Annotated in this window: 18 protein-coding genes; 5 read left to right on the top strand and 13 right to left on the bottom strand. The window is 58.6% G+C overall.

What is annotated here, in order from left to right:
* The first annotated feature begins 41 nt into the window (after positions 1–41).
* The 3 genes from K0H80_RS02160 to K0H80_RS02150 are packed head-to-tail and all read left to right on the top strand — an operon-like array spanning position 42 to position 3,104.
* Positions 42–995: an HlyD family secretion protein gene (locus K0H80_RS02160; protein WP_220072929.1), complete on the top strand. Its 954-nt coding sequence runs from the start codon at positions 42–44 to the stop codon at positions 993–995.
* Entirely contained in the window at positions 995–2,017 is a 1,023-nt protein-coding gene (locus K0H80_RS02155; protein WP_220072928.1) for an ABC transporter ATP-binding protein, read from the top strand. Before K0H80_RS02160 ends, K0H80_RS02155 begins: the two co-directional genes overlap by 1 nt.
* Positions 2,004–3,104, top strand: a complete 1,101-nt coding sequence (locus K0H80_RS02150; RefSeq protein ID WP_011864231.1) for an ABC transporter permease — start codon at positions 2,004–2,006, stop codon at positions 3,102–3,104. Before K0H80_RS02155 ends, K0H80_RS02150 begins: the two co-directional genes overlap by 14 nt.
* Before the next feature lie 74 nt (positions 3,105–3,178).
* On the opposite strand, the gene K0H80_RS02145 is transcribed toward K0H80_RS02150, so the two are convergent.
* On the bottom strand, positions 3,179–4,552 hold the full coding sequence (locus K0H80_RS02145; protein WP_220072927.1) for an alanine/glycine:cation symporter family protein: 1,374 nt from the start codon (positions 4,550–4,552) through the stop codon (positions 3,179–3,181).
* Positions 4,553–4,755: 203 nt separating this feature from the next.
* Complete coding sequence (locus tag K0H80_RS02140) at positions 4,756–5,178, bottom strand: helix-turn-helix domain-containing protein (protein ID WP_220072926.1); 423 nt, start codon at positions 5,176–5,178, stop codon at positions 4,756–4,758.
* A 77-nt stretch (positions 5,179–5,255) separates the two neighbouring features.
* Here K0H80_RS02140 and K0H80_RS02135 point away from each other — a divergent pair, with 77 nt between their 5' ends.
* Positions 5,256–5,741 carry a DUF2938 domain-containing protein gene (locus K0H80_RS02135; protein WP_220072925.1) on the top strand — a complete coding sequence of 162 codons (486 nt, stop codon included), beginning with the start codon at positions 5,256–5,258 and terminating at the stop codon, positions 5,739–5,741.
* Between the two features lie 65 nt (positions 5,742–5,806).
* Here K0H80_RS02135 and K0H80_RS02130 read toward each other — a convergent pair whose 3' ends face one another.
* The 6 genes from K0H80_RS02130 to pmbA all read right to left on the bottom strand — a co-directional run bounded on the left by K0H80_RS02130 (position 5,807) and on the right by pmbA (position 11,413).
* Complete coding sequence (locus K0H80_RS02130; RefSeq protein WP_220072924.1) at positions 5,807–6,055, bottom strand: PspC domain-containing protein; 249 nt, start codon at positions 6,053–6,055, stop codon at positions 5,807–5,809.
* 185 nt (positions 6,056–6,240) lie between these two features.
* Positions 6,241–7,470: an organoarsenical effux MFS transporter ArsJ gene (gene arsJ / locus K0H80_RS02125; RefSeq protein WP_220073898.1), complete on the bottom strand. Its 1,230-nt coding sequence runs from the start codon at positions 7,468–7,470 to the stop codon at positions 6,241–6,243.
* Positions 7,471–7,473: 3 nt separating this feature from the next.
* On the bottom strand, positions 7,474–8,484 hold the full coding sequence (locus K0H80_RS02120) for an ArsJ-associated glyceraldehyde-3-phosphate dehydrogenase (RefSeq protein ID WP_220072923.1): 1,011 nt from the start codon (positions 8,482–8,484) through the stop codon (positions 7,474–7,476).
* A 35-nt stretch (positions 8,485–8,519) separates the two neighbouring features.
* Positions 8,520–9,554, bottom strand: coding sequence for an ACR3 family arsenite efflux transporter (gene arsB, locus K0H80_RS02115; RefSeq protein ID WP_220072922.1), 1,035 nt, complete (start codon positions 9,552–9,554; stop codon positions 8,520–8,522).
* 3 nt (positions 9,555–9,557) lie between these two features.
* On the bottom strand, positions 9,558–9,905 hold the full coding sequence (locus K0H80_RS02110; RefSeq protein ID WP_220072921.1) for a metalloregulator ArsR/SmtB family transcription factor: 348 nt from the start codon (positions 9,903–9,905) through the stop codon (positions 9,558–9,560).
* A 167-nt stretch (positions 9,906–10,072) separates the two neighbouring features.
* Positions 10,073–11,413, bottom strand: a complete 1,341-nt coding sequence (gene pmbA, locus K0H80_RS02105) for a metalloprotease PmbA (RefSeq protein ID WP_220072920.1) — start codon at positions 11,411–11,413, stop codon at positions 10,073–10,075.
* A gap of 149 nt (positions 11,414–11,562) precedes the next feature.
* Between pmbA and yjgA the strand changes: the two genes are divergently transcribed.
* Positions 11,563–12,102, top strand: coding sequence for a ribosome biogenesis factor YjgA (yjgA, locus tag K0H80_RS02100; protein ID WP_041406308.1), 540 nt, complete (start codon positions 11,563–11,565; stop codon positions 12,100–12,102).
* Positions 12,103–12,138: 36 nt separating this feature from the next.
* Here the strand turns inward: yjgA and K0H80_RS02095 are convergent, their stop codons facing one another.
* From K0H80_RS02095 to tldD, 5 genes are all read right to left on the bottom strand, one after another.
* Positions 12,139–13,284 carry an ABC transporter permease gene (locus tag K0H80_RS02095; protein WP_220072919.1) on the bottom strand — a complete coding sequence of 382 codons (1,146 nt, stop codon included), beginning with the start codon at positions 13,282–13,284 and terminating at the stop codon, positions 12,139–12,141.
* A gap of 2 nt (positions 13,285–13,286) precedes the next feature.
* Positions 13,287–14,453, bottom strand: coding sequence for an ABC transporter permease (locus tag K0H80_RS02090; RefSeq protein WP_220072918.1), 1,167 nt, complete (start codon positions 14,451–14,453; stop codon positions 13,287–13,289).
* A gap of 12 nt (positions 14,454–14,465) precedes the next feature.
* A complete protein-coding gene (locus tag K0H80_RS02085) occupies positions 14,466–15,437 on the bottom strand; it encodes an HlyD family secretion protein (protein WP_220072917.1) in 972 nt (323 codons plus the stop codon).
* Positions 15,427–16,830: a TolC family protein gene (locus tag K0H80_RS02080; RefSeq protein ID WP_220072916.1), complete on the bottom strand. Its 1,404-nt coding sequence runs from the start codon at positions 16,828–16,830 to the stop codon at positions 15,427–15,429. Before K0H80_RS02080 ends, K0H80_RS02085 begins: the two co-directional genes overlap by 11 nt.
* 202 nt (positions 16,831–17,032) lie before the next feature.
* Positions 17,033–18,481 (bottom strand): metalloprotease TldD, encoded by a 1,449-nt coding sequence (tldD, locus tag K0H80_RS02075; protein ID WP_220072915.1) that lies wholly within the window; start codon positions 18,479–18,481, stop codon positions 17,033–17,035.
* Positions 18,482–18,494: the final 13 nt, after the last annotated feature.

Here is an 18,494-nt window from a genome sequence, read left to right as displayed (position 1 = left end):
AGTCATAATTCTTCCAAGCGGTTTGTCTGCAAGAGGTCACCATGACGCTGAGTAAATCCTTACGCCTTCTCGCCCCGCTACTCCTGCTGCTTAGCGGCTGTCAGGGCGCCGAACCTCCCCAGGCCCTGGGCACACTGGAACGCGACCGGGTACTGCTGCGCGCCACCACCTCAGAGATCATCACGGCACTGCCCAAACGCGAGGGCAGCCAGGTCACCGAAGGCGAGTTGCTGCTACAGTTCGACACCCGCAAGCAAACCGCTCGTGTCGCCAACGCCCAGGCTCAGTGGCAGAAGGCCCAGGCCTATCTCCTTAGGCTCACCAATGGCGAGCGCCCCGAAGATATCGCCAGTGCCCAGGCTAATCTGGAGCGCGCCACCGCCGCCATGGTGCAGGCGGAGAAGACCTACAGGCGCATCGATAAGCTCAAGGGGCAGAATCTGGTGAGTCAGCAGGATCTGGATCAGGCCGTTGCCAGCCGGGATCAAACCATAGCCGAACACAACGCTGCCAATGAGGCCCTGAGCAAGCTGATTGTCGGCGTGCGCCAGGAAGATATTCAGCAGGCCCAGGCCGCCCTCGATGCCGCCGCGGCCGAGCTGGATCTGGCGCGGCAATTGCTGGATGACCTCAGCATCACGGCGACCCGCAGCGGACGCCTCGACAGCCTGCCCTTTAACCTGGGGGAGCGGGTGCCCGCCAACGCCGTGGTGGTGGCAATTCAGGCCGACAAGGCCGCCTATGCCAGGGTCTATATTCCCGCCCCCGCCATGGCCAAACTCACCATAGGAATGCAGCTAAAAGTCCATGTCGACGGTCAGGAGCGGCCCTTCAGCGGCACACTGCGCTGGCTCAGCAAGGAGCCGGCCTTCACCCCCTATTACGCCTTGAATCAGCAGGACAGGTCTCGCCTCGTCTATTTGGCGGAGTTCGATCTCGACGACTCGGCCCAGAGCCTGCCCACGGGGCTCCCCGCCCAGGTGGAGCTGCCCTGATGCAGCCAAATGCGGATCTGGCCATAGATGCCCGCGGCGTCGATAAGCAGTTTGGCGATCTCTTGGCGGTGGCCGAGCTGGATCTGCAGGTGCAGAAGGGTCACATCTACGGCTTTCTTGGTCCCAATGGCTGCGGTAAGTCCACCACAATACGTATGCTCACCGGCCTTCTGACCCCTACCCGGGGCGAGATCTCCGTGCTCGGCATGGCTATCCCCCAGCAGGCCGAGGCGCTCAGGCGGCGCATCGGCTACATGACCCAGAAGTTCTCTCTCTACGAAGACCTGAGCGTCAGGGAGAATCTGCAATTTATCGCCGACATATATGGTCTGGGTGCCAGAGAAAGCAAACGCAAGATAGATGAGCTGATCGATACCTATCATCTCGACGCCCAGCGCCAGCAGCTAGCGGGCACCCTCAGCGGCGGGCAGAAGCAGCGCCTGGGGCTGGCCTGCGCCTGTATCAACGAGCCCGAGTTGCTGTTTCTCGATGAGCCCACCTCGGCGGTGGATCCCCAGAATCGGCGCGACTTCTGGGAGCAGCTATTCGATCTCTCCGACCGCGGCACCAGCATACTGGTCACCACCCACTACATGGACGAGGCGCAGCGCTGCCACCAGTTGGCGATCATGGAAAGCGGCCACATTCGTGCCAAGGGCAATCCTCAGGCCCTACTCGAGGCGATGCCGCTGCATGTCATAGAGATAGCCGGCCACAGACTGCGCCAGCTAAAGTCACACCTGAGCCAGTTCGGCGAGATCCCCTCCGCCGCCCAACTCGGCGACCGTCTGCGGGTTCTTGTCGATAAGCAGATAGCAGATCCCATCCCTTGGCTGCTGGAAAAGAGTCGCACCATGGCAGGGCAACCAACACCTGAACCGCTGAGCCCAAATCAATTTAACGCTAGCCAACTAAAGCCAAGCCAATTAAGCCTGGTCTCGCCCAACCTGGAAGATCTCTTCGTATCCGTCACAGGCAAGGGACTCAAAACCTCTCGGGAGGCTGAAGATGTTACTGGCTAGCCTGAGACGGATAAAATCGATCACCACCAAGGAGATCCGCCAGCTCAAGCGGGATCGCATCACTTTCGGCATGGTGGTGATGATCCCCCTGATCCAGCTGTTGCTGTTTGGCTACGCCATCAATACCGATGTGCGTAACGTGCCCGTGGTGGTGGTGGATCAGAGCCACTCCGCCGCCGGGCGCTGGATCGTCGAGGCCGTCAAGGTGACGCAGGTGGTTAGCATAGAGAAGCACTACGCCAGTGCCGAGGAAGCTGAGGCCGCCATCACCCGTGGCGAGGTACGCGCGGCGCTGATATTGCCCCCCAACCTTACCGAGAAACTGGCCAACGGCGAGACACTGGGCCAATGGGTGGTCGACGGTTCAGATACTATGGTGGCCTCGGCCATCAGCCAACTGAGGAACATGCCGCTGGATCAGATCACGGGCCAAGACACCCAGCGACTGCCCACCTTCGAGGTCGCCCTCTTCTACAACCCAGAGCAGCGCTCGGCGGTCAACATAGTGCCAGGGCTGATCGCGGTGATCCTCACCATGACAATGATCCTCTTTACCTCGGCGGCCATAGTAAGAGAGCGCGAACGTGGCAACCTAGAGCTGCTGATCACCACCCCCATCAAGCCGTTAGAGTTGATGCTGGGTAAGATAGTCCCCTATATCCTGGTGGGGCTGGTGCAGATGACCATCATCCTCGGCCTTGGGCATCTTATCTTCGATGTGCCTATCAATGGCGCCATCGCCCAACTGCTGATGGGCACCCTGCTCTTCATCGCCGCCAGCCTTACCCTGGGGCTTATCATCTCCACCATCGCCAAGACCCAGCTGCAGGCGATGCAGATGACCATCTTCATCATACTTCCCACTATCTTGTTGTCGGGCTTCATGTTTCCCTTCGAGGCCATGCCCAAGCCGGCCCAGTGGATCGCCGAGCTGCTACCCGCCACCCACTTCATGCGTATCATACGCGCCATCGTCCTGCGGGGCGGCGCCCTGAGCGACATGCAGTTCGATGCCCTCTGGCTTATCGGCTTCACCCTAGTTGGTATCTTGGTCGCCTCGCTGCGCTTCAATAAGCGCCTCGATTGATTCCAGAACTGAGGTACAAAAAAGCGCCCGAGGGCGCTTTTTCAATTCAACAAACACAGGCTTTAGCTGTTGGCTTAGCTGCTGGCTTCTGCTTCCTGCCGACGCTTCTTGATGAAGTATTCACGGGTCAATCCAAAGACCACTGGGCTAAGCAGCGACAGGGCGATCAGGTTTGGTATCGCCATCATGGCGTTCAGGGTATCGGCCAGCAGCCAGATAAAGTCGAGCGAACTGACGGCCCCTAGGGGAACAACAATGACCCAGATGGCTCTGAAGGGTTTTACCGCGCGCACACCAAACAGGTACTGCACACACTTCTCGCTATAGACGCTCCAACCCAGTATGGTGGTGAAGGCGAAGATAGAGAGGGCGATAGCCACGATATAGTTGCCCATAGGCAGGGCGTGAGAGAAGGCGTAGGAGGTCAGCGCCGCGCCATTCTCACCCGATGTCCAGGCACCGGAAACGACGATCGCCAGGCCGGTAATGGTACACACCACCAGGGTATCGATGAAGGTACCCAGCATAGCCACCAGGCCCTGAGCCACAGGGTTGTTGGTCTGCGCCGCCGCGTGGGCAATAGGCGCACTACCTAGACCCGCCTCGTTAGAGAAGACGCCGCGGGCCACACCGAAGCGCACCGCCGCCCATACTGCCGCCCCGGCAAAACCGCCCTGGGCCGCCACAGGATTGAAGGCGCTGTGAACGATAAGGGCGATAGCATCTGGGATAGCTGCGGCATTAACCACTATCACCGACAGACCGGCGGCGATATAGAATACCGTCATCAAGGGCACCAGCTTACCCGCCACATCGGCGATACGCTTGATACCTCCCATCAGCACGGCGCCCACCAGCACCATGAGCACCAGACCCGTCACCCAGGTTGGCACGCCGAAGTTACTGTTAAGGGCATCGGCCACAGAGTTGGCCTGTACCGTGTTGCCGATACCGAAACCGGCAAAGGATCCAAACAGGGCGAAGGCGGTACCCAGCCAGGCCCACTTGCTGCCCAGACCATTCTTGATGTAGTACATTGGGCCGCCGATATGGTTGCCGTTATCGTCAACTTCACGGTATTTCACCGCCAGCACAGCCTCGGAAAACTTAGTTGCCATACCGACCAGGGCGGTACACCACATCCAAAACAGGGCGCCAGGACCGCCGATAAAGATGGCGGTCGCCACCCCTGCGATGTTACCCGTGCCTATGGTGGCCGACAGCGAGGTCATCAGGGCATTGAAGGGGCTGATCTCCCCCTTCATCTGCTTATCCTTGTCAGGAATGCGTCCGGACCAGAGCAGCTTAAAGCCGGTACCCAACTTGAGGATCGGCATCAACCGCAAGCCAAAGGAGAGAAAGAGTCCCACGCCTAAGATCATCACGAGCATGGGAGTACCCCATACGAACCCGTTGATCGTACTGACAAATTCAGTAATACCTTCCATTCAAACCTCGTCGTTTTTATCGTTATTTTGGTGATCTACGCCACGCTCTGTTGATTGCATCCCAGAGTACAACGAAAAGCGTTCAAAATGAAAGCAGCGATTGTTAACAAATTGAAACAAAGAGAGATGTTAGCCAAAGCGGCGAGCCTAACGCCGAAGAATAAGACTCAAGGGGTGTCAGGGCGTTAGACGCAAGCGAGCCGCTAACTCCTTGGCAGAGACGGTTTATCCTGCGGGTCAAATGCACCGGCGGCAGCGGCCTTCATCAGGCGGCGAAACTTGGGGCACTCCATGTGACTGGGCGCGGTGCAGTTGGCGGCGTGTCTCAAACCGTCACGCATCGCCTGCATCCTCAAGATGGTGCGCTCCAGCTCGTCGGCCCGGCGCAGCAGCAGCTCCCTGTCTATGAGGGGATCGCCACCTGTAGCTAGCATGCTGCCAATCTCATCGAGGGATAATCCCGCCGAGCGGCCAAGGGCGATCAACGCCAAGCGCTCTAGCACCTCGGCGCCAAATTGGCGACGAATGCCATGACGTCCCAGCGAGCGGATCAACCCCCGCTCTTCGTAATAACGCAGAGTCGACGCCGGCACGCCCGAGCGCTTGGCGACCTGTGAAATATCCATATCCTTCCCTTGACCTCAAGTCGACTTGAAGTTGTAAGCTAACAATATCAATGGCTTCACACAACAAAGGATTGAATATGTCTCCCCTTATCGACTGCCTCCTCATCGGCCTGGGCGCCACCCTCATCATGGATCTCTGGGGCCTGCTACGTCATCCCCTGTTGGGTATGCCCCTGCCAAGCTATTATCTGGTGGGGCGCTGGCTGGGCCACATGCCCAAGGGTCAATTTCGTCACCAGGCGATCGCAAAGGCCGCCCCTGTCGCGGGAGAGACCCTCATAGGTTGGCTGGCCCACTATCTTATCGGCGTCAGCTTTGCCGCCCTCTTGCTGCTCATTACCGGCTCAAAATGGCTCACCAGCCCAAGCCTGACCCCCGCCCTCGCGGTGGGCCTAATCACCGTGCTCGCCCCCTTCTTGCTGATGCAACCCGGCATGGGCGCAGGCATCGCCGCCTCACGTCTGCCCAACCCTGGCCGGGCTCGACTACACAGCCTGCTCACCCATAGCATATTCGGGCTCGGCCTCTATCTCTCGGCCCTAGGCCTCCGACTCTTTCACTGAGACGAACGACTATAACTTGAAGGGAGTGAACAGAGACACAAACGCATAATTGCAGGATCGGCCAATCAACGAGCTTGGCTGGCCTTTCGCTGCAACTGACGGCGCATCGCCTGAGTTGTGGGATATTTGGGCAATACTAACCAGCACACCAGATAGACTAAAACCGGTAGGAAGAAAAATAGGCTGCTAAGAACAAAAGCAACCCGCAATCCGTTGACTCGCCAACCGAAATAGTCGGCTAACCCGGAACAGACTCCGGCAACAACGCCCCTTTCACCCCGAGTTAATATCTTAATACTCTCTAAATCTGTCATGAAAATTCCTTTTAAATTCAGATTACTATTAACAAGCGGTCACGCTTGACCCTAGAGTCACTATAACCAAATTCTCTTGATTTTGTTACACCAAGAGTCTAAGTCGTAGTATATGAGTTCTTAAGCAGCTCCCGCTGTTGCTAGAATATTTAGCAACCTCAAAGCATTCAGTCTTCATTCCAAGGCTAGCGCCTAGGCAGTCCTACGCTTATTACAGCCGTCAGCCCGAGCAGCCCTGTGGAGATCCACAGGCAAGCCCCCAGCCCATAGGCCTGGTACACCCAGCCAGAGAGGATAGTGCCCAGCAGGCGCCCCATGGCATTAGCCATGTAGTAGAAGCCCACATCCAGGGAGACGCCATCGTCGCTGGCATAGCTGACAATCAGGTAACTGTGCAGGGAGGAGTTCACCGCAAACACGGCGCCAAACAGCATCAGGCCGAGCAGCAACACGCCGAGATTGAACCCGGGCGCCAGTGCCGCCAACTCACCACTCATCAAATAGGCGATCAGCGCGGGGATCAGGGTCAGAGCGCCAGCCCACCACATGGCGCTGCGCCCGTCGGGCACCTGGCCACTGGCCTTGCCCGTGACTCTGGGCGCCAGACTCTGCACCGCGCCATAGCCGATGATCCACAGCGCCAGGAAGCCGCCCACCTGATAGTGATCCCAGCCAAACTGGCTGGCGAGATAGACAGGCAGGGCCACCACAAACCAGACATCGCGGGCGGCAAACAGGCACATGCGAGCCGCCGAGAGTATGTTGATCGCCCGGCTCTTGGAAAACAGCTCGGTAAACTTAGGCTTGTTCTTGGCCTTGCCGAGATCTTGCTTGAGCTTGATGATGCTCACCAGCCAGACGATAGTCAGCAAAGCCGCCATCAGACCTATCGCCCCCCTGAAGCCCAGCAGCGCCAACAGGGCGCCGCCGAGGAAGAAGCCCGCCCCCTTGAGGGCATTCTTAGAGCCGGTCAGCACGGCGATATACTTATACAGCCGACCCTCTTCCCCCTTAGCTACCAGCATCTTCACGCTGCTCTTGGCGCTCATCTTATTGAGATCTTTAGCAATCCCAGATAGCGCCTGGGCCGCCATCACCCAAGGCACGACAAGCCAGCTACTGGGCACCAAGAGCATGGCCAAGGCCGCCACCTGCAGCCCGAGGCCGATATTCATGGTGCGATTGAGCCCGAGGCGAGCCCCCAGATAGCCGCCCACCAAGTTAGTGACCACACCGAAGATCTCATAGAAGAGAAACAGCATGGCGATGGACAGCGGCGAGTAGCCAAGCTGATGAAAATGCAGCACCACCAACATGCGCAGGGCGCCGTCGGTAAGGGTGAAGGCCCAGTAGTTGCCGGTTACCAAGAGATACTGGCGCATCTCGCTCGGCAGGGCGCGCAGGCTGGCAAGCATCATTTAGGCCTTATCCATGCGGCCGACCATGCGCGCCAACTCGGCGGTGCGGTTGGCATAGCCCCACTCGTTGTCGTACCAAACATAGAGCTTGAGTTGAGTGCCGTTGATCACCATGGTCGACAGGGCATCGACTATGCTGGAGCGGGGATCTGTCTTGTAATCCACCGACACCAGCGGACGCTCCTCGTAGCCGAGAATATCTTTAAGTTCACCTTCGGCGGCCGCCTTAAACAGGGCGTTGACCTCCTGCTCAGTCACCGCACGCTGCATCTCGAACACACAGTCTGTGATGGAGGCGTTGGCCAGGGGCACACGCACCGCGTGGCCGTTTAGCTTACCCTTGAGTTCGGGGAAGATGTGGGTGATGGCGGTAGCCGAGCCCGTGGTGGTGGGGATCAGCGACTGGCCGCAGGCGCGGGCGCGGCGCAGATCCTTATGGGGCGCATCGAGTATGGTCTGGGTGTTAGTGATGTCATGAATAGTGGTCATGGAGCCATGCTTGATACCTATCTGCTCATGCAGCACTTTCACCACAGGCGCCAGGCAGTTGGTGGTGCAGGAGGCCGCGGTGACGATAGGATGTTTATCCTTGTCATACAGCTGATGGTTAACCCCCATGACGATGTTGAGTACGCCTTCCTCTTTCACTGGCGCGGTCACCACCACGCGCTTCACGCCTTGATCCAGATAAGCCTGCAGCAGTGCCTTAGACTTCATCACCCCAGAGGCCTCGATCACCAGGTCGCAGCCCGACCAGTCGGTGTCGCCGATGGCGCGATTGGCGCTGGTGTTGATGCGCTTGTCACCTATGATAATCTGCTCGCCCTCGGCGACGGCATCATGGCTCCATCGACCGTGGATGGAATCGAAGGTCAGCAGATGCGCCAGGGTGGCGGCATCGCCCGCCGGGTCATTGATCTGCACAAACTCGATATCGTCCCACTCCCAGGCGGCGCGCAGCGCCAGGCGTCCCATGCGGCCAAAGCCGTTAATTCCCACTTTGATTGTCATCTTATCGTCCTATTCGTTAGATTCGCGTTAATCGCCTAGGCCTTGCCCAGACCGCGCAGGTAATTGGTTTTATCCCGATTGACGAAGGCCACCAGGGAGAGCATCACAGGCACCTCCACCAGCACCCCGACCACGGTTGCCAGGGCAGCTCCTGAGTGCAGACCAAACAGGGAGATGGCCACGGCCACCGCCAGTTCGAAGAAATTAGAGGTGGCTATCATGCAGGCGGGCGCCGCCACATCCTGCTCTAGCCTCATCCGCTTGGCCGCCAGATAGGCAATGAAGAAGATGCCATAGGTCTGCAGCAGCAAAGGGATGGCGATCAGCAAGATGTTTTGCGGCTGAGCCAATATGGTGTTGGCCTGCAGGCCAAACAGCAGCACCACGGTCGCCAGCAGGCCCAGGATAGACCAGGGCTTGAGGCGGGCGACGAAGGCCTCGACACCCGAGGTATGACCCTTTTTATTCAATACCTTGCGCGTCGCTATGCCCGCTACCAGGGGCAGCACCACATAGAGCACCACAGAGATCAGCAGGGTCTGCCAGGGCACCTGAATATCGCTCACCCCAAGCAGAAAGGCGCAGATGGGGGCGAAGGCGAACACCATGATGATGTCGTTCACCGACACCTGCACCAGGGTGTAGTTAGGGTTGCCCTTGGTGAGCTGACTCCAGACAAACACCATGGCGGTACAGGGCGCGACGCCCAGTAAGATCATGCCGGCGATATACTCGCTGGCGGTCTGGGGATCGACCCAGGAGGCGAACAGCACACGAAAGAAGAGCCAGCCTAGCAGCGCCATGGTAAAGGGCTTGATCAGCCAGTTCACCACCAACGTCAGCAGCAGCCCCTTGGGACGCTTGCCCACATCCTTTACCGCCGAGAAATCGATCTGCACCATCATGGGGTAGATCATCACCCAGATCAGCACAGCGATCAGCAGATTGACGCTGGCGTACTCAAACGAGGCGATCAGGGCAAACTGCTCCGGCAACAGATAACCCAGGCCGACACCGACCACTATGGCCAGTCCCACCCAGACACTCAGATAACGCTCAAATAATCCCATGGTTTATCCCTTACAGCAGACTTGTACCCGCTCGGGGCGCTGACCCATCTCGGCCAACCTGGCCTGGGCCTGACTCAACAGCCGAGGGTTACCTGCCAGCGTCTTTTGGATCACCTCGCCCGCCCAGTCGGGCAGCTCAGGATTGATTCGGTAGAATACCCACTGACCCTGGCGGCGATCGCTCAGCAGCTCGGCCTTGCGTAGCTGCGCCAGATGACGCGAGACCTTGGGCTGACTCTCGTCCAGCGCCACCATCAATTCGCACACACACAGCTCGCCCTCGGCCTGGATCAGCAGCAGGCTCAGCAGACGGGTCTCATCAGACAGGGCTTTAAAGATTGCGACAGCCATTAGTGCTTCCTCAAACAAACATATGGCTAAGCATATATATGGATTTCCACATATACAAGTCGTGATGACCACATTTAGCCTTGGCAGATTAGTTTAACGCACAAAAAAGCGAGCCATCGGGCTCGCTTTAAGGTCGCTAAAAACATCAGGCTAATTAGGCCCGAGGATTAGTTACCGGCAATCTTCATCTCGTCGAGCAGAATAGCGCCGGTGCGGATAGAGGAGCGCAGGTCCTGCTCCTTACCCACGGCAACCATGTTGCGGTACATCTCCTTGAGATTACCGGCTATGGTGATCTCTTCCACTGGATAGAGGATCTCGCCATTCTCCACATAGAATCCGGCGGCGCCGCGAGAATAGTCGCCGGTCACGCCATTCACGCCCTGACCCATCACCTCGGTGACGATAAGGCCTGTGCCCATCTGTTTCACCAGCTCATCGAAGGTCTGGCCAGTATGGGACAACGTCCAGTTGTAGATGCCACCGGCATGGCCTGTGTTAGTCAGCCCTAACTTGCGCGCCGAATAACTGGTCAGCAGGTAAGTCGAGAGTATGCCGCTGTCGATGATGTTGCGATCGATTGTCGCCACCCCTTCGCTGTCATACCAGGCACTGGCCAGCGCGCCCTTGAGGTGCGGCTGCTCGGCGATGGTGAACCACTCGGGGAAGATCTGGGTGTCTATGGCGTCGAGCAAAAAGCTCGACTTGCGATACAGGCTACTGCCGCTGATGGCGCCTACCAGGTGCCCCATGAGGCCGGTGGCCACATCGGGTGCGAACAGAATCGGCAGCTTAGTGGTGGCAATCTTACGAGCCCCCAGACGACTCAGTGTCTTCTTGGCTGCCTGTTTGCCCACGGTCTCTGGCGTCCACAGGTCATCGAGTCGGCGGGCGACCGTATAGTCGTAGTCACGCTGCATATGACCATCTTGCTCGCCGATCACCACACAGCTCAGGCTGTAGCGTGAGCTGACGTAACCGTTGAGGAAGCCATGGCTGTTACCATACACCTTGGCACCCGTATGGGCGTTGGCGCTGGCACCGTCGGAGTTTTTAATGCGAGCATCGGCATCCAGGGCCGCAGTTTCGGCGCGGGCCGCCAGGGCTTCGAGCTCGGCGGGCGTGGTCTCGTGAGGATAGTAGAGCTCAAGATCTTCGATCTGCTTAGCCATCAGCTCGGCATCGGCCAGGCCATTAAATGGGTCTTCCGAGGTGAAGCGGGCGATATCATCGGCGGCCTTCACGGCGCGGCGAATCGCCTCAGGGCTCAGATCTGAGGTCGACGAGCTTCCCTTGCAGCCATCTCGAAACAGGGTGATCCCCAGCGCACCATCTTTATTAAACTCAACTGTCTCAACCTCTTTCAAGCGCGTCGAGACAGAGAGTCCCTGCTGCTTGCTGATGGCCACTTCGGCCCCCGAGGTGCCCAACTTGGCGGCATATTCCAATGCCATAGACACGGCGTCTTTCAATGAATTCAATTCGGTTTCGATGCTTGGAGAAGCCACAGATCTACTCTTTTGTTATCAATCGTGGCCGTAGCATAGCAAACCCGTCGGGCTTTCACATTAAATAACTGAGTCGTTTCGTAGGCGATATTGGCCGGAAATGTTATGATTAGGGGAGTTATGGCTTGGACCCCAGAGATTTTTTAATGATGAATATTGTTGGCGACTCAGAACACTTTAAACAGCCCTTCGATCATGACGATGATTACGTCAGTAGAGCCGATATAAAGCGCGAAATTGCCATTTACCAAGAGCTAGGTAAGAAACTGGTCTCCCTCAGCAAGAGTCAGCTGAAGAAGCTTGAGCTGGATGAGCTGCTACACGACAACATCTTGAAGGCCAAGACTATCCGTATCAACAGCGAGGCCCACCGTCGTCAGCTGCACTATGTGGGTAAACTGATGCGCAGCGTCGATATCGACGAGCTGCAGGAAAACCTGAAGAACGTACTTAACCAGAACCGCAACGAAAGCTCTAAGCAGAACGTCGCCGAGAAGCAGAAAGATCATCTGCTGACAGGTGGTGATGAGGCGATTCAGACTCTGCTCGAGCAGCATCCCGGCCTTGAGCGCCAGAAGCTGCGTCAGCTGGTGAGACAGGCCAACAAGGAGCTGGCTAAACAGCCTGAGACGGCCTCTAAGTCAGCCGCCGAGCTGGTGAAGTACTTGCGCGCCGAGACCGGCGAATAGCCACCAGCCAGAAACGAAAGATGAAACAGCCCGCCACTAGTGCGGGCTTTTTCTTGTCTCGAGTCTGAGTCGCAGCCCGAGATAGGCCAGCAGCAGATAGAAGAGCACCAGGCCCCACAGCTGCCACCATAGCGGCGCGACGCTCTGCCAGTCCGCCCCCATCTGATTAAGCTTTAACATCCCCTTGATGGTCACCACACCAGGGATCAGCTGAGACACGGCCTGCAGCGGCGCGGGGATCAGCTCCACCGGCCAGACGAAGCCCGACACAAACAGGATAGGCATGGAGATCAGCAGTAGCACCTGGGTCGGTAGATCCCGGCGCACAAACAGGCTGCTAAAGGCGATACCGGACAGGCTAGTGGCCAGCAAGAAGGGCAGTAGAAACAGACAGACCTGCCCCAGGTTGCCCTGCACGCCCACCTGATACCAGTAGTGGCAGTAGCCTATGTAGTAGGCGGTAAACAGGCTATAGATAAGGCCGAAGGTGGCTACCCTGGCACTCAGCAGCTGCCCGAGTCCCACGCTGCGCCAATACCCCTGACGCCGCCACTGGCCGGCGCCCAGGATGCCGGTGCCTATCAGCAGGGTCTGATGCAGCACTAACAGGAGCACACCGGGCACCACGTAGGAGGTATAACCCAGGCTGGGATTGAAGGCTGGCACGCTGTTGAGATGAATCGGATCGAGCTCGCGCTGAACCTGCTTGGCCGCCTCGCCTCTGGCCAGCAGGCCCTGGAACTGAATATATTTACCCGCATCTATCCCCACAGACACCAGCCCCTCGAGGATTGCTGAGTAGACCAGAAAATAGTTGGCATCGCCGCCATAGGCCAGGGTGACGCCATGCTGGCGCAGCAGATCCCGGCGAAACCCCTCGGGGATCACCAGATAGCCATGGGCCTGCCCTGAGTTAACGGCGGCCTGGGCCTGGGTCAGGTCGGCCACCTGAGCCACTACCTCCAGCTTAGGGCTGGCCTGGGCATGGCGGATCACCAGGCGACTCAGGCTGGAGTGATCGCCATCGACCACCACTATCTGCTGCCGGGTCGGCACCTCGTTGAGGTAAGGCAAAGGATAGAGTACCGAATAGAAGATCACCCCGCCAAACAGGGTGATGGCGATCGCCTTGTCGGTAACGATAGCCTTAAGCTCTTCAAACATCAGGGCAAAAAAGTTCATCCCTACCCCTCCGTTATCTGCGCCTGGTCCAGCTGCTCGCCAATCTGTTCCCGGCGCATCTTAGCCAGCATCAAGGCGATCACAGGCAGCAACAACAGGAAGCCCCAATAGCTCGACAGCTGTGAGAATAATGCCTGAATCTCCTGACCATAGGCGATGACGCCGATATGGGTATCGACATAGTGGCTCGAGGGCATGATCTGTCGCCACCACTGTGCCAGAAGCGGCATCTCGTGGGTGGGGAAGGTCACCCCCATGAAGGCGAATGAGGGCGCAAACAAGGCGGTGCAGAAGCTGATCACCCGGGCCGAGTCTTGCAGCAGGGCGAAGATGGTCAGCACGATCAACCACACCGCCAGGAGCATCACCAACTGGGCGATGAGCAACTGACCCAGACCGCCGCGCATCGGCAATCCCAGATAGCCATAGAGCCAGGCGTAGACAAGCCCCAGCTGCAACATCAGCAGTGGGGTATAGACCAACACCTTACTCAGCAGCACCCGGTAGGTCCCCAGGCTAAACCACTCGGCAAGGGTCTCGCGCCTCAGCTCCTCGGTAAGGGCATTGGCAAACACCAACATGGCCACTATCTGCACCAGGGCGATCAATATCGGCGGCACAAGGAAGGCCACATAGTTGTTGTTGGCGTTATAGAGCGCACTGCTCTGAGTCTTTATCAGATTCAGGTTAATCTCCGCCTGCACCGGCGGCACGCCAGATGCCAGCTGCTTCAGCCGCGCCTTCTGTTTGAGGCCATCGGCCAGGCTGAGCTGGATCTGGCTGGAGAGCAGCTTGCCCACCAGCAGAAACTGGGCGTTGTAGCGAATATCGATACTGGGCTGATGCCCTATCATCAGGTCCTGATTCAGCTTGAAGGGGAGCACCACTATGGCATAGGCCTCGGCCCTCTCCATGGCGGCCTGTGCCTGACCGATATTCTGATAGCTCACAGGGCTGATCACCGAGTTGGCACTCAGCTGACGCACCAGCATGCGACTCAGTTGACTCTGATCCTGATCCACCACGGCAACAGGCAGGGCGCGAGGCAGCCCTGCACTAAACAGCCACCAGAGGGCGAGCGTACCCAGCAAGGGCAGATAGCTGACCAGGGCGAGCTGCCAGGGCGACTGCCACAGCCGCCTGAGTTCCCGCGTGATGAGGTGCCCCATGGACGCCAAGGCCTACTGTACCAGCAAACTGGTCATGCCCACCCTCAGGTCGGCGATGGGCGACACGGGTCTGAGCTCCATCTCGAAGGTGCGCATATCGAAGTCGTGGCCACTCTCGGTGGAGCGCCAGGTGGCGAAATGGCCCATGACGCTGATGTGCGCCACCTTGAAAGGATAACGCTCGCCGAGCGCCGGGATCTCCACCTCCAGGGTATCGCCCACTTTAAAGCCCTTAAGCTGATCTTCACGCACCTGAAACACGGCCCAAGCATCCTGCATGTCGATAACGCTCACCACAGGGAAGCCGCTTGGTGCCAGCTCACCTGGGCGCAGCAGCACCTCGCTGACCTCGCCGGACTTGGGCGAGCGCATCTGGCTGTCGGCCAAAATGGCGCTGACCTCTTTCACCGCCCCCTCGGCCATGCGGGCATTACCCTCAGCCGCGGCCTTGGTCTCTTCACGGGCGCCCTCTTCGGCCATCTGATACATGGCATAGGCCGCCTGCTGGGTGTACTTGGCCGCCTGCCACTGGGTAAATGCCTCGTCGCGTTTCTGACGGGCCAACACACCTTCGCTAAACAGGGCTTCTACCCGCTTGTAGGTGGTCTCGGCCAGGGTTTCCGCCGCCTTCGCCTTTAACCATTGCTCCTTAGATGCCGCTACCTGCTGCTTACGGGCGCCGTTATCCGCCTCCTGTTGCAACGCCTTGGCGGCGTCGCGGCCCCCTTGGGCCTGCATCAGCTTGGCATTGAGCTCTGGGCTGTCGATGGCAAACAGGAGATCGCCTTCGGCCACCTGGTCGCCGCGACGCACCATGACCTGCGCCACACGCCCAGGCACCTTGGAGGAGATGTTGTACTCTCTAGCCTCGATCTGCCCCTGCAGTCGCTCGGCCTTGGGCGTATGAGCCAGCATCAGGCCGTAGGCCAGGATGGCCACCAAGGCGATTAGGGCGACAATAGCTAGGATTCTGTTAGTGCGCATCAGCTCTCTCCTGGGCGGTGCGTGAACGACCGATAAATTCATCTAACTGGCCACTGATGGCCATCAATCTGGCGTAGGCCTGTACGTAGCGGTACTGGGCCGCCAGCTGCTGGGTCTGCACGCCGCTCAGCTTAAGCTCGGCGTCCACCTTTTCGATAGAGGTCGACAGCCCCTGGCTGAAGGCGAGATCCCTTAGGCGTTTGTTTTCTTTGGCAAGCGACAGCGACAGGTCGAGGGACTCAGTCTCCTCTCTGGCCTGCTGCAGTTGGCGATAGCTCTGATCCAGCAGCAGGCTAAGATCCTGCTGGGTCTGCGCCTTGGTGTAGCGCGCCTGCAACAGGGCGCTGCGGGCGGCCTCGACCTTGCCGCTACGACCATCGCGGCTGATAAGCGGGATCTTCACCCCGACGCCAACCATCCAGTCGGGCTCCATCTTGGCCAGCAGACTGTCGTCTTCATACAGTGTGTAGTTACCGTAGAGAAAGACTGTAGGATAATAACTGCCCTTCTCCACATCGATAAGGCCGTTGGCCTGGGTCTCCTTGGCCTCAAGCAGCTTGAGCGCCGGATGACTAGTCAGGGTCAGCTGACTGAGTTGGCCGAGGGAGGGCGGGTTATCGAGGAGGAACAGCTTTGAGGCGGTATCGACATCACTCTGATGCAGCATGCGTGAAAGGGCGATCTGGCTCATCTCCAGCTGACGCTTGGCGCTGGCATAATCCACCCGGGCATTTTCCAGGGCCACCTGGGCGTTGAGTCGCTCAACCTTGGCGATCTGTCCCTGCTGCTCAAGCTTGACCGCATGCTCGGCATGCTCGGTGAGGGCATCCACCAGCTGACCTCGGGTCGCCATCAGGGCATGGCTCACCGCCACGCCATAGTATCTGTCCACCAGCTGGACGAAGAGATCCCGGGTAGACAGCTGATGCTGCTGCTCCTTCTCGGCCACCTGGGCCTCATGGATCCCCTGGGCGGCGCTGATCCGGCCGCCGGTATAGATGGGCCACATCGCCTGCAGGCTGGAGCGGAAGACATCTTGCTCGGTAAAAGGGGTGACAAACAGCGACCCCGGAATGGCGCCCAGGGCACCGCCGAGTGCCGGTGGCAAGCTGGCGGGGTCGAGACTGGCTAAGGGGTTGAGATCCCTCAGATCAAGCTCCAGGGGTTTCTCTAAACGTGTGTAGCTGCCGTTGATCGACAGCGAAGGCAGGTTGAGGTCTTCCCCGGCGGCCTGCTCGGCCTGGGCACGGTTAACCTCCTGCTGGCTGGCCTGTAACTTGTCGCTGACCTGCAACAGCTGCTGCCAGGCATCGCCGAAGCCGAGCTCCTTCGCCTGGGCGGCATTACCCGCCAGGGCTAACAGCGACAGCCAAACAATATGTGAATATCTCATCGACACCTCTAGAGCTAAAACTCTATTTCCTTGGCAAATGTTAACACCCTATGGGGGCGTTGAGAAGCTGGCCTTGTTGGCAAGCCGCTTCACAAGCTGTCGACAGCCTTTCCTAAACTCTCTCTTGCACCACCCTGCAACCACTCCGGCAGGGCGGTACTTGCCTCTAGCGGCTCAGCCAGAGGCGAGGCCCACGGCTGAATTACGCCGTGCCGCCTACCGTCAAGCGGTCGAGTTTCAGACTAGGCTGGCCCACACCCACGGGCACACTTTGACCATCTTTGCCACAGACACCGACACCCTTGTCGAGCGCCAGATCGTTCCCCACCATGGAGATCTGCCCCATGGCCTCGGGACCATTACCTATCAGGGTCGCGCCCTTGATCGCCTGGGTGATCTCACCCCTCTCGATGAGATAGGCTTCAGACGCCGAGAACACAAACTTGCCCGAGGTGATATCGACCTGACCGCCACCGAAGTTAGGCGCATAGATCCCCTTGTCCACCGACTTGATGATATCTTCAGGCGAGCTGTCGCCGGCTTCCATATAGGTGTTGGTCATACGCGGCATCGGCAGATGGGCATAAGACTCGCGGCGACCGTTACCGGTTGAGGCCTGGCCCATCAGACGGCCGTTGAGCTTGTCTTGCATATAGCCCTTGAGGATGCCGTCCTGAATAAGCACAGTCTTCTGGGTCGGAACCCCTTCATCGTCTATGCTGAGCGAGCCGCGTCGATTCTCCAGGGTGCCATCGTCCACTACAGTCACTAGGCTAGAAGCCACCTGTTGGCCCACCAGGCCGCTAAAGGCGCTGCTACCCTTACGATTGAAGTCGCCTTCCAGGCCATGACCCACGGCCTCATGCAGCAGGACGCCGGGCCAACCCGCGCCCAGTACCACAGGCATCTCACCGGCAGGCGCATCGATGGCGGTCAAATTAACCGAGGCCTGACGCACTGCTTCGCGGGCAAAGGCGAAACAGCTAGGCAGACCATCGTCGCCCGACTCGAAAAACACTTGATAATCGTGGCGTCCACCGCCACCGCTGGCGCCGCGCTCACGCTTGCCTTCCTGCTCCAGCACCACGCTACAGTTGAAACGTACCAGGGGACGAATATCTGCCGCCAGGGTGCCGTCGCTGGCCGCGACTAAGATCTCTTCATGCACGCCCGACAGGCTGATCACCACCTGTATGATGCGCGGGTCCAGGCTGCGCACATAGGCGTCGGCCTGTTTGAGCAGCGCTATCTTCTTGACCTCTTCCATGGCGGCGATAGGGTCGGCGCTCTGATACAGAGGCGTCACCTTCTGCTGTTTCCAGGCCTGAACGTGGCCGCTATTGCCCACCGCAGAGATGCCGCGAGCCGCCTCGACCGCCGCGCTCAGCGCCGCAGGGGTGATCTCGTCGGCATAGGCGAAGCCCGTCTTCTCGCCGCTGATGGCACGCACGCCCACACCGCGCTCGATATGGAAGCTGCCCTCTTTGACTATGCCATCTTCTAACACCCAAGACTCGTGGCGACTGCCCTGAAAATAGAGATCGGAAAAGTCCACCTGATGCTGATGAATGCTATTGATATAGCCTTGCAACTGATCCAGTGACAATCCGTCTTGCAAGAGGCTCTGTTCTACTTGGGTTAAAAATGGCATTAATTTTCTCTCT

The sequence above is a fragment of the Shewanella aegiceratis genome, from assembly GCF_019457495.1.
GTDB classification, from domain to species: Bacteria; Pseudomonadota; Gammaproteobacteria; order Enterobacterales; family Shewanellaceae; genus Shewanella; species Shewanella loihica.
The sequence above is the reverse complement of the archived record's forward strand: the minus strand, read 5'-3'. Positions and strand labels throughout refer to the sequence as shown.